Source organism: Micromonospora sp. NPDC048040 (assembly GCF_055587185.1).
This window is the reverse complement of record NZ_JBVJGT010000104.1, coordinates 1-10707: the sequence shown is the minus strand read 5'-3', so window position 1 is coordinate 10707 and position 10707 is coordinate 1. Positions and strand designations below refer to the sequence as shown.

Sequence of the window (10707 nt, the reverse complement as noted above, 5' to 3'; positions counted from 1 at the left end):
GTGGGAACGCCGCGACGACATCCACGAAGCCTTCCTCGGCCTGGCCACCTGCATCATCACGTACCGACACGTCGTACGACTTTGTTAGGACCTATAAATGATGTTGGGCGTATCCGGTTGGACGTGAGGATCGTTCTGTCTGAACGTGAGAAGGGGTGAGCAGCCGCCGTGGATCGTCTCGGACGAGTTGTGGGCCGAGGTCGAACCGCTGCTGCCGCCCCGTCCGCCTCGCCGATACCGCTACCCCGGCCGCAGGCCTCTCGATGACCGCAAGGTGCTGTGCGGGATCCTGTTCGTGCTCTACACCGCGATCCCCTGGGAGTACCTGCCCCAAGAGCTCGGATTCGGGTCAGGGATGACCTGTTGGCGCAGGTTGCGGGACTGGAACGACGCCGGCGTATGGCAACAACTGCACGCGGTCCTGCTCGGCAAACTCCGTGCCACCGGGCAACTCGACATGTCCCGGGCGGTGATCGACGGTTCCCACATCCGGGCGCTCAAAGGTGGCCCAAAACCGGTCCGAGCCCGGTCGACCGCCGCAAGCCAGGCTCGAAACACCACGTCATCACCGACGCGGGCGGCATCCCCCTCGCCGCGAGCCTGACCGGCGGCAACCGCCACGACGTCACCCAGCTCATGCCTCTGGTCGACAAGGTCCCCCGGATCAAGGGCATCCGGGGCCGGCCGCGGCAACGACCAGAGCGGATCTACGCCGACCGCGGCTACGACTACGACTGCTACCGCCGCGACCTGCGGGCCAAGGGCATCACCCCGGTCATCGCCCGCCGCGGCACCGACCACGGGTCAGGACTCGGCACCCGACGATGGGTCGTCGAACAGACCATCGCCCTGCTGCACTGGTTCCGCCGCCTCCGCATCCGCTGGGAGATCCGCGACGACATCCACGAAGCCTTCCTCACCCTCGCCTGCGCCATCATCTGCTGGCGCAGACTCCAACGCTCAAAGAGTTAGGAGTTGTTAGTAACGAACCAGCGACAAATACCAAAGTATTTTCGATCAGCTGCGCGGCAAGGATCATCCAGGCTCAGGAGCACCTCCTACCCTCCATGCCGCAGACCCCTGTCCGCGAGGCAGCGGCATCCAACGATCCGCGTCACCAGCCAGGGTGGGCCTGGACATGTCGACCGGACCCACCCCGCTTCTGCGGTAGCTACGCCAGGGGATGGGGCTCGCTGGTGAGGGCTGCGAGCGCCGCCGCGACCTCTTGGAGGCTCGCCCGGACGTAGGTCGTGGTCGTGCCTACGTCGCCACCGCTGTCGGATGCCCGGCGTAGGCCCGGGCCACGGCGTAGCCGAAGTTCCGCTCCACCCACGTCAGCGTCGTGTGCCGCAGCCAGTGCGTGCTGATCTGCTGCACGTACACCCACGGCAGGTGCTCACCGATGCGAACCCACAGGTGGTCATAGCGTCGGTACGTGATTGGCTGTCCGTTCCGGTACCGCAGCAGTTGGCCCGTTCCCGTGGCGTGCCGCTCTTCGGCATGCCGCTGCAGGTGTCTCATCAGTGTCGGTGACACCGGCTGCCACCGCACGGTGTCTCCCTTCTCACGCAGCAGGATCAGGCACTGGTCCGAGTCGAGGTCGACCGGCCGCAGTGCCAGCGCCCCGCCCCGGCGGCACGCTGTCTCGGTATGCAGGCGCAGCAAGAGACTGTCCAACGCCGGGTCATCGCCGGTGCTGGCGGCCACGGCGTTGATTTCCGCCAGCCGGGTGTCCGCCACTGCCCGTCGGGTGCTCGGCAGCCGCCGCGGCTTGGCCACCTTCAGCGCGGGATTGTCCGCCGCCGCGATGAACCCGTCGGCGACCGCCCGCTTATACAGGCACCGCAAAGCCGCGATCAGATGCTCCGCCGCACTGCGCCCGCCACGGGCGTTACGCCGGGCCACCACGTGCGTCTTGACGTACTCCGCCAACTGCTCGATCTCCGACGGTGTCGGCTCATCCAGTCGTCGCTGTCCCCAGTGTTCCAGGACCCGATTCCAGTACGAGCCATACGCCCGCCTCGTACCCGCAGTGACCGCCGCTGACACGACCGGAACGTACTCGGCGAACGTCGGCGCCGGTGGCCGCTCGGACGCCGCCTGAACAAGGTCAGCCGGCGAGATACCCATCCGCGCCAGCAACAACCGGGCGGCATCCAACTCCGCTCGCCCCGCCGGGGTGTCGCTCATGCGCGATCACCGCCAAGGGCCGCCGCGTGGGCCTCGGCGATCATCGCATCCAGCGCGGCCGGGGGGTGCACCACGAGCCGGGAGGCGTCCGGCTCGGCCGCAAGGAACACCCGGTCGCCGGCGGCGAGCCGACACCAGTGCCGGACTACGGCCGGCAGCCGCAGGTACCCTTCCTTGGTCACGGCGAACACGCCCTGCTGATCGGCGGCCACGATGATCAGCCCGCGATGTTCCCGGATGTCGAGTCGACGGCCGGGAGCCCAGCCGAGGGCCTTCATCGCGGTCCGGTCGGCGACGCGTCCGCGGGAGTCGAGGGTGACCAGGCCGTAGACGGTGCTCACAGCGCGACGGGCGACGAGCCTCGCCAGCGGCAAGGGCGGTCGCTTGAGTGGGCCCCCCGAGGATTTCCCGCGGCCAGCGCTCAGCTGACCTGGCAGAACCACAGCCGGGATGACGGCGGAGACAGCCTGGTTACTCACACCGCCCACCACCCCGTAAGCGGGGCCGCCATGGGCATACAGAGAGTGAACGAGGGTGGTTGAAGCTGCTCAACCACCGGTCCGCAAAACGTCGCACGAATGCTACGCGGGAGTGTCCGAGGGGGGACTTGAACCCCACGGCTCCGAGTCTCTGACCTGCACCGATCGTATCGGCCCTGCTCAGCTTGTGTCTACTCGTGCCCCGTTGTGGCCGCTTGTAGCCCTCTGTTCCCCGCCGTGTGCCCACCGGGAACACCGTTGATCTTGCCCACGCGAAGGGGGCCGGCCCAGCGGACCGGCCCCCAGCTGTACGGCTACGGTCGCTCAGCGACCCCGTGCACCGTGTCGGCGCCGTCGACCGGCACCTCTTCCCACATCCAGTTGCCGCCCATCACAACGTACCGGCCGTGCTCGTCCGGCTCGATGCGCAGCTCCTCCTCGTCGAGCGCCCTGCGGTCGACCACGATCACGTCGCCGTCCCAACGCACCGGCACGACGTCCTGGTCCAGGTACCGCTCCAGCTTCTCGCCGGCCAGCCCGTTGGCCGCCAGCAGCACCCGGTTGTGCCGCCGGGACATCTCCTGGTCGGTGACGATCGCCTCGGCCACCTCGCGGGTGCAGGACCACACCGCCCAGCCGTTCCACCGGCGGACCAGCGTGCCCGCGTACGCCGACTCGAACCGGCGGCCGCCGTCGTACGGGTACTCCAGCCACTCCCCCGAGAAGTACCCGGGCTCGCCGGGCTGGAGTGTCGGGTCGAGGTCGAGCGGCACGCCCGCCTCCGGTCGTTCAAGAGTCAGTTCCACGTGAACTCCTTTGTCGTCAGAACAAGGTCGCTGCCGGCGTTTCGCGCCGCCGGTCCAGCTCGCGTACTTCGTGTCCGGTCTGGTCTTCCCACCACGCGGCGAACATGCGCCGGTGGCACCAGTTGTCCGGCGGCGGCACGTTCAGGTCGCAGAAGCACAGCAGGACCAGGCGCTCACTTCCCGCCGCGTCCGCGATCTCCGCCAGCTGCTCTGAGATCAGATCCACCCCGGCGGCCTCCAGCCGCTCCAGGTAGATGTGCCGGTACGGCCCCTGCTGCATCTTCAACATCCCGTACGTCGGCGCGAGGAGCCGGGCGAACCCGGCCAAGTCGTACGGCAACGGGAACCGGGGCTTGCCGACCGTCGTCCGGACCGGCGCGCCCTGGTCGGGCCTGAACCGCTGGTAGCGGTTCGTGAACAGCTGCAACTCAACCTCCATGTTGAGGCCCTTCGTGGTCGTGGTAGAGCTTCCCGATCGTCGGGACCAGCTCGTCCAGGTAGGCGCCCAGCGCGTCCACGGCGGACGCGACGACCGAGGCCGGACCCCGCACGGTCAGCAGCTCCAGCTCGTGGATCCCGTCGCCGTGGGCGACGTCGACGGCCTGCGCGTCCGGCAGCGGCGGCAGCGGCAGGACCGCCCTCGCCTCCACCATCGGCGTGTACACGCCGTCCCCGATCCGCACGATCGCCGTCACGCTGCTGCTCCCATCGCTAGTAGCCGCTTGCGGCGGCACTTCGGTCCGAGCCGTTCGGCACGGGCCCGGGGCGTCCGCAGCGGACGTCCGCAGTCCTCGCACTCCACGATCTCCTCGGCGGCCGCCACCTGGTCGGGCATCGGCTACCTCCTCCCTCGCAGCCGGGCGGCGATCCCCCGGCACCATCCGCGGTCGACCCCGAGCCGTTCGGCCACCTCGTCGGCGCTGTAGCCCTCGACGATGTACGCCGTGGCCAGGGTCGCCACCCGGTCGTCGACCGGCGGGGCGTCCGCCGGCGGCCGGGTCACCATCGGCCGGCCCCGGCGCGGCGGCAGCTCGGCCCCCGTCTCGCGCCGGGTGGTGCGGGCCCGGGCCAGTGCCCGGTCCCGCGCCGTCTGCGGCTCGTCGGCCACTACGCCGCCTTGACCCGGTGCTGCCCCTTGTCCGGGGTCGGCATCGGCACCACCGCGACGATCCGCTGCCGCTCGGCGAGCCACTGCCCGCCGACCCGGGCCAGCCGCTCGACCAGCTCGTCACGCAGCCTCTTCGTGCCCTCGACGTGCTGCTCCAGGTCGCGCAGGACCGCGCGGGCCAGCGGGTCGCCGCTCTTGGCCTTCTCCCGCGCGGGGCGCAGCAGGTACCGCTCGTGGGCGGCCATCTCCTGGTCGGCGATGTCGCAGGCGAACGAGATCCCGCGCACCTCCGCGCCCTTGTGGATCGCGTCGACCACGGCCTCGGCCAGGTCCCGGGCGTCGCGCTCGTCGAGCCGCAGCCCAATGTCCTTCCCGGCCGCGAGGAGCACAGCGGCCGCCGTCTCCCGCACCGCCAGGTAGCCCGGCAGGGCCGCCTTCACCTGGCGGGCCTGCTCTTCCTGCTGCGCGGTCAGGCTCATCGCGCCTCACCCCTCGTGCAGCGCTGGCCGCAGTCTTCCATTGCGGCCGTACAGCTTGCGGACACAGTGGTCCCCTCTCCGTTCGGTTTCGGCAGCTGGGCTGCCCTGACTTCCGCGACGAGCGCCGGGCCGGCGTGAGTGTCGAACACCGCGCGTCGGGCGACCCGGAAGGTCGCCGGCCCGAGCGGGACCGCGTTCATCATTCGCGCCTGCCGGTACAGCTCGGCCTGCGCTCGTCGCATCGCCTGCCGCAGGCGGGCCGACCCGGACGGCAGCGGCCACGCCCACAGGACCGTGACCACTCGCTCCGCACCGATCGCCTCCAACAGCCGGGGGTTGTACATAAACATTGTATCCAACAGAGCACGCACGGTCAAACTGCGGCCGTACAGCTCGCGGGCACGACGGGGCCGCCTCACAGGTTCAGAGCCCGCCGCTGGTCGTCGGAGAGCGCCGCGCGGGCCTTGTCCACCAGCGGCCCGCCGTCGCACGCCAGGCACAGCACCACCGGGTCGCGGTCGCCCCGCCGGGCCCTCACCTGGGCACGCCGGCAGACGCCGCACGGCGGCAGCTTGATCGGCCCGATGGCGCCCACGCCCGGAGCATACGCACTCCCACTGCACCCGCACAGGGATCGCCGGCACGCAGGCGCCCCGCGGGTCAGCCCGCGGGGCGTCCACTGTCACCGTCCTCAGTGCTGGCACACCGAGCAGAAGCCGTACTCCTCCACCGCGTCGGCGTGGCCCGGCCAGTCGCAGTCCGGGTCCACCTTGATCGACCCGTCGTTGACCGGCACCGTCGGCACCGGCGTCACGTCGACCAGCTCGGCCGGCACCTCCACCACGGCCTCCGGGTCCAGCTCCACCGTCACCGACGCCGCCAGGGCCTGCGCCTTGCGCAGCTTCGCCGACACCTTCCCCGCCGCCGTCCGCAGGTGGTCGACCCGCTGCCGGTACGCCGCCACGCCGCCGTCGGCGCCGGCGAGGACCTTCGCCAGCTCCTCCGCGTCCATCGCCGCCAACTCGGCCAGGATCTCGCCGGCCGCCGCCAGGCGGTCGATCTTGCTCGTCACCTTCTTGCGCTTGGCGACGACCTCCGCCTGCTTCTCCTCGCTGTGCTCTTCCTCGTCGATCTGGAAGAACCCGGCCTGCTCCTCAGCCAACTTGCACGCCTTCGCGAACTCCTCGGCGTCCCGCGCCGACCTGAACTCTCCCCGCGCCCACTTCACCAGGAACCGCCGCTGCTGGTCGGCGGACAGCCGGCACACGTACCAGGCGACGCCCACCTGCAGCTGCCCCTTGGCGACGAGCGCCTTCGCGTCGTCGATCAGCCCGAGCAGGTCGATCCGCCACCCGATGTACGGCTGGCTCTTGCCGAACAGCTCGGCGATCCGCTCCGTCTCCCAGCCGGCCGCCGCGAGGCGCTGGTAGGCGGCGGCCTCCTCCATCGGCGTCATGTCCTGCCGGTTGACGTTCTCCGCCACCTGCGCGATGAACGCCGTCTCGTCGTCCATCTCCCAGATCAGCGCGTGCAGCTCCTCGATGCCGCCCTGCTGGGCGGCCCGCCAGCGCCGCTCGCCGACGACCAGGCGGTACTGGCCCGCCTTCGCCGTCTTGCGCACGGCGACCGGCTGGAGCTGGCCGATGCTCTGCATCGACGCCGCCAGCTCGGCCAGCTCCTCCTCGGTGAACTGCTTGCGCGGCTGGTCCGGGTCCGCCTCGATCTTGGCGACCGGGATGGTTCTGACCACCGGCCCCTTCTTCGCGGTGCGCTTCGCGGTCGCAGTCGCAGTCATCGCTTCCTCCACAGTGAACGGGTACCAAGACGTACACATTCATTGTAGTCGAAAGTCGATCTTGCCGCCAATAATCTATGTACGCCGGACCGTGGAGCGCGTCACGCGACCGCACCGGCAGCCGCCACGGCGGCGGCGAACGTCGGGACCAGGGGGCCGGCCGCCACGTAGACCGCGGTACGGCGCACGCTGCGCGCTGCCCGGCGGGCCAGCTGCGCCAGGTCGGCCGGCGGCGCGGGACGCAGCACCTCCGCGATCTTCTCTGCCTGCTCATCGCTGACGTCCGCGCCGTCCACCCGCCCCGAGGCCAGCTCGGCCTCGATCCGCCCCGCCAACTCCTGGACCTCGATCGTGCGCTTGCGATGCAACCCGCTCAGCTCCCCGCATCCGTCTCGATGCGCACACGCCATCCCACTGCGGCCCCACACCGCAGGGTGGCTACGCTGCGCCTCTGGAAAGACCAATGGGCTGGATCATAGGCACGGCGGCACGCTGAGGAACAGATCAACTATCCGCGATGAAAGATTTCTCCCACGCGAATCCCGAATCGTGGTTACATCTGCCGGCCCGCCGCCGATGTCCAATGAGGAGCAGTGTCACACACCGGCTACTTCCAGACGAACTCCAGCCGGTCGGTGTCGAGCTGCGCCGCGCCCGCCCGGGTCGCCGGCTTCACGATGATCCGGTCCAGGACGAGAGCCAGCAGCTCGCGGCGCCGCTCCAGCGGCGCGTCGACCCACCACTCGGCCAGGCCCTCCGGCGTCGTCGCCGGCAGCGACTGCAACCGCTCCGCCTGGGCCAGGCGCTCGCGCACCTGCTTCTGCTCGCGCTTCGCCTCGGCCTCGATCGCCGTCAGCGTCACCAGGCTGATCTCCCGCCGGGCGTACGCCTGCCCCGCCTCGGCCAGCCGGTCCTCGATCGCCTGGAGCACCCGCTGCATCGTCTCGCCGCCGTCCTTCGCCGAGCCGATCGCGCGCTCCAGCCGCGCCCGCACCTTCGGCGACGCCAGCCGCGCCAGGGCCCGGGCGGCGACCTCCTCCTCCAGGCTCTCCGCCGCGATCCGGATGCGCCCGCACCCGTAGCTGGGGCTGCCGGCCCGGCACACGTACCCGCGCTTGCCGCTGTTGCTCGGCTGCGTGTAGAGCGGCTTCCCGTCGATGTGCGTGCCGGTCCCGCTCTCGTCGGGCAGCGGGTACCCGCACACCAGGAACCCGCCGGACAGCAGGTACTTCCGCACGTTCGTCGCGTGGGGCTGCTTCCGCTCCGGGGCGTCCAGCAGCGCCAGCAGCGCCTTGTGCGTCGCCCGGTCGATGATCGGCGCCCACTGGCCCGGGCCGACCACCTCGCCGTGATACGTCCGCAGGCCCGCCAGCCGCGGGTTGCGCAGCAGCCGCGACAGCGACTGCTGCGTCCACGGCCGGCCGGCGGACGTGGTTACTCCCCGCGCCCGTAGATCGGCGACGACCGATCGCATACTGTCCCCGTCGAGGACCCGCTTCACGACGTCTCGGATCACCGTCGCCTCGGCGTCGATGATCTCCCTGCCTGTCTCGTCGTACCCGTAGCACCGCATGCCTGACCCCCAACAACCCCCGGCCTGAACTCGACCGGCCTATAAGCTAGCAGTGCAGCATGGCACCGTGCTACGTACAGGTACGTAGGAGTTACCATCGCGTGACTGTCGCGTTCCGGACACCGTACCCCCACACCCCGACAATCGCGCGCATGCAAAGAGCCCGGCACCCACTGAGCATGGATGCCGGGCTCTCTTCGCGTCTTCGCCGGTACGGCCCCGGTCAGACCTCGCTGTCCCCCGACTGCTCACCTGACCGGGACCGCGTACCGAACGACTCCCTGGGACGGGGCCGGTCACATTCAACCACTGCGACCGGACAGTGCGCCACTACAGCGAAACCCACTGGCCGCGCTCGTCCCGGTACTGGATCTCGACGCAGCCGTAGTTCGGCGTGCCGAAGTCGTACAGCGGCCCGAAGTCCTGATCGCCGCCCGGCTCGTCCTGGGTCCAGATCAGCCCCTCGTACACCACGCCGCGCTCCGCCTCGTCGACGTCCTTACCGTCCGCAATCGCGCCCTCGTCGATGTCGCCCTCGTCGAGCAGCCGGAACCGGCGGCCCTCGGTCCGGGCCCGCTCCACCATCTCGTCGGTCGCCTGCCGGGGACCGGTCGTCCCCACCTCCGACCCCGACGTGCCGTGCAGCTCGTGGTCCCGGTCCCGGGTCAGCACCCAGGCGTACGGGCTCGCCGGGAACTCGGCCGCCCGCGCGGCCGCGATCATCGCCATCGACACCATCTGTCTCTCCTCCTCTACTCGACCCCGGCGCCGACTGGCACCCGGGTGTCCTGCTGGTCGGTTCCGCCGGCGACGTCGCCGCCGGCCTCCTGCTCTGCCTGGAGCTCCGCCTTCGCCTCCGCGATGCGGTTCCGGCCCCACCGCTCGCTCCGCTTGAAGCGGTCGCTGAGCGCCTTGCCCGTCAGCGGCTCGCCGGCCGCCAGCGAGTCCCGCCACTCCTTCCGCGCCGCCGCGTTCTCGTCGGCACCGTCCGGCGGCACCGGGTCCGGCTCCGGGTCCGGCGGCGGCACCGGCTGCCCGGCCGGCCACGGCTCGGGCGGCACCACCACGTCCAGCGACGGCAGCGGCACCCGCGCCGACTGCGGCACGGGCTCCGGCTCCGGCACGGGCTCCGGCTCCGGATCCGGCGGCACCGGCACGGGCTCCGGCACCGGCACCGGCACCGGCACGGCGTCCGGCGGCACCGGCACCGGCTCGGGCTGCGGCACCGGCGCCGGGGGCGGCGGCACCGGCCGCGCCGGCACGGCAGGCGCGAGGGCGGCGCCACGCTCGGCCGCGATCGCCACGCGCCGCTGCTGCGACAACACCACCAGCCCGATCGACGCCACGACCACCAGGCCGTCGACGGACAGCGGCAGCGTGCTCGCCGTCAGCTGGTCCTCGCCGTACTCCAAGGCCAGGCCCCGCATGTGCCGGTAGCTGGCCAGCGCGGCGACCCCGGCGACGATTACCGTGCCGACCACCTGCACCCGCCGCAGCCACCGTTGCCGCGGTGCCGGCACCTTCGTCATCACCTCGGAGCACAGCAGCAGCGCCAGCGGCGCCCACCCGGCGACCGCCTTCGCGCCGCCGCTGGCACCGGCGTGCGCGATGTTCGCCGCCAGCGATGCCGCGATCCCGGCACCGAACGACAGCCACACCGACGCCCACGCGCCCTTGCCCGGCCGCTCCGGCACGTCGACCTTCTCCACGTGAACCACGCCGGCCTACCCGGCGGCCTCGGCGGCACGGCCGCCGCTCGGCAGTGCCGGCACGTCCGGCACCGTCTTGCTCTCCATCGGTTTCCCTCCAACAGGTCGAGGCCGCCCGGGGGGGTCCCGAGCGGCTCTCCTCGGTCGTCACAGGCGGGTCAGCGTCTCCCCCACCAGCTCGCCCCGCTCGGCCACCGCCCGCTCGTGCTCGTACAGGTGGTCGGCGCACAGCAGGCGCTCCTGCGTCCACGGGTCCAGCTCCAGGCCCTCCTCCGGGTCGAACAGGCACAGCCCGCCGTCCCCGCACTTCTCGCCGTCGTGCTCGATCACCACGCGGGCGACCGCCGTGCCCGCGCACGGGCCGTGGTCCTCCTCGGGCGCGAACTCGGCGTTGAAGGTCGGGATCACCAGGCGCTCGGTGCAGATCAGGTCGCTCATCTCTCGCTCCTCAGGTCAGGGTCGGGTCAGGTCACGGAAGCGGGGGGGGGGGGGGGGGGGGGGGGGGGGGGGGGGGGGGGGGGGGGGGGGGGGGGGGGGGGGGGGGGGGGGGGGGGGGGGGGGGGGGGGG

General features: G+C 71.4%; 17 protein-coding genes. 1 reads left to right on the top strand and 16 read right to left on the bottom strand.

The window, feature by feature from the left end; genetic code table 11:
- Positions 1-172: 172 nt before the first annotated feature.
- Positions 173-972, top strand: a protein-coding gene (locus ACZ6O2_RS35905) for an IS5 family transposase (protein WP_466026127.1) whose coding sequence is annotated in 2 segments (ribosomal slippage) — positions 173-509 and positions 509-972 — 801 coding nt in all. Because the reading frame shifts where the segments join, the coding sequence is not laid out codon by codon here.
- Between the two features lie 288 nt (positions 973-1260).
- On the opposite strand, the gene ACZ6O2_RS35900 is transcribed toward ACZ6O2_RS35905, so the two are convergent.
- The 16 genes from ACZ6O2_RS35900 to ACZ6O2_RS35825 form a co-directional block, all read right to left on the bottom strand.
- Positions 1261-2190: a tyrosine-type recombinase/integrase gene (locus ACZ6O2_RS35900; protein WP_466026126.1), complete on the bottom strand. Its 930-nt coding sequence runs from the start codon at positions 2188-2190 to the stop codon at positions 1261-1263.
- On the bottom strand, positions 2187-2531 hold the full coding sequence (locus ACZ6O2_RS35895) for an AbrB/MazE/SpoVT family DNA-binding domain-containing protein (RefSeq protein WP_466026125.1): 345 nt from the start codon (positions 2529-2531) through the stop codon (positions 2187-2189). The genes ACZ6O2_RS35900 and ACZ6O2_RS35895 overlap by 4 nt, the downstream gene beginning before the upstream one ends.
- Before the next feature lie 452 nt (positions 2532-2983).
- The gene (locus ACZ6O2_RS35890) at positions 2984-3475 is read right to left on the bottom strand and encodes a hypothetical protein (protein ID WP_466026124.1); all 492 of its coding nucleotides are present in this window, start codon (positions 3473-3475) and stop codon (positions 2984-2986) included.
- A 16-nt stretch (positions 3476-3491) separates the two neighbouring features.
- Positions 3492-3914 (bottom strand): hypothetical protein, encoded by a 423-nt coding sequence (locus tag ACZ6O2_RS35885; protein ID WP_466026123.1) that lies wholly within the window; start codon positions 3912-3914, stop codon positions 3492-3494.
- The gene (locus ACZ6O2_RS35880; protein WP_349876241.1) at positions 3904-4170 is read right to left on the bottom strand and encodes a hypothetical protein; all 267 of its coding nucleotides are present in this window, start codon (positions 4168-4170) and stop codon (positions 3904-3906) included. Before ACZ6O2_RS35880 ends, ACZ6O2_RS35885 begins: the two co-directional genes overlap by 11 nt.
- On the bottom strand, positions 4167-4310 hold the full coding sequence (locus ACZ6O2_RS35875) for a DUF6011 domain-containing protein (protein ID WP_230650381.1): 144 nt from the start codon (positions 4308-4310) through the stop codon (positions 4167-4169). The genes ACZ6O2_RS35880 and ACZ6O2_RS35875 overlap by 4 nt, the downstream gene beginning before the upstream one ends.
- A 3-nt stretch (positions 4311-4313) precedes the next feature.
- On the bottom strand, positions 4314-4583 hold the full coding sequence (locus tag ACZ6O2_RS35870; protein WP_466026122.1) for a hypothetical protein: 270 nt from the start codon (positions 4581-4583) through the stop codon (positions 4314-4316).
- The gene (locus tag ACZ6O2_RS35865) at positions 4583-5062 is read right to left on the bottom strand and encodes a hypothetical protein (protein WP_349876239.1); all 480 of its coding nucleotides are present in this window, start codon (positions 5060-5062) and stop codon (positions 4583-4585) included. Before ACZ6O2_RS35865 ends, ACZ6O2_RS35870 begins: the two co-directional genes overlap by 1 nt.
- Positions 5059-5406 (bottom strand): hypothetical protein, encoded by a 348-nt coding sequence (locus ACZ6O2_RS35860; RefSeq protein WP_466026121.1) that lies wholly within the window; start codon positions 5404-5406, stop codon positions 5059-5061. The genes ACZ6O2_RS35865 and ACZ6O2_RS35860 overlap by 4 nt, the downstream gene beginning before the upstream one ends.
- 71 nt (positions 5407-5477) lie before the next feature.
- The gene (locus ACZ6O2_RS35855) at positions 5478-5657 is read right to left on the bottom strand and encodes a hypothetical protein (protein WP_466026120.1); all 180 of its coding nucleotides are present in this window, start codon (positions 5655-5657) and stop codon (positions 5478-5480) included.
- Between the two features lie 96 nt (positions 5658-5753).
- The gene (locus tag ACZ6O2_RS35850) at positions 5754-6857 is read right to left on the bottom strand and encodes a ParB/RepB/Spo0J family partition protein (protein WP_466026119.1); all 1104 of its coding nucleotides are present in this window, start codon (positions 6855-6857) and stop codon (positions 5754-5756) included.
- Positions 6858-6958: 101 nt separating this feature from the next.
- The gene (locus ACZ6O2_RS35845; protein WP_466026118.1) at positions 6959-7225 is read right to left on the bottom strand and encodes a hypothetical protein; all 267 of its coding nucleotides are present in this window, start codon (positions 7223-7225) and stop codon (positions 6959-6961) included.
- Between the two features lie 239 nt (positions 7226-7464).
- Positions 7465-8430 (bottom strand): recombinase family protein, encoded by a 966-nt coding sequence (locus tag ACZ6O2_RS35840; RefSeq protein ID WP_466026117.1) that lies wholly within the window; start codon positions 8428-8430, stop codon positions 7465-7467.
- 330 nt (positions 8431-8760) lie between these two features.
- On the bottom strand, positions 8761-9168 hold the full coding sequence (locus tag ACZ6O2_RS35835; protein ID WP_466026116.1) for a hypothetical protein: 408 nt from the start codon (positions 9166-9168) through the stop codon (positions 8761-8763).
- 14 nt (positions 9169-9182) lie between these two features.
- Positions 9183-10148, bottom strand: coding sequence for a DUF2637 domain-containing protein (locus ACZ6O2_RS35830; RefSeq protein WP_466026115.1), 966 nt, complete (start codon positions 10146-10148; stop codon positions 9183-9185).
- A gap of 138 nt (positions 10149-10286) precedes the next feature.
- The gene (locus ACZ6O2_RS35825; RefSeq protein WP_349876228.1) at positions 10287-10577 is read right to left on the bottom strand and encodes a hypothetical protein; all 291 of its coding nucleotides are present in this window, start codon (positions 10575-10577) and stop codon (positions 10287-10289) included.
- Positions 10578-10707 lie beyond the last annotated feature (130 nt).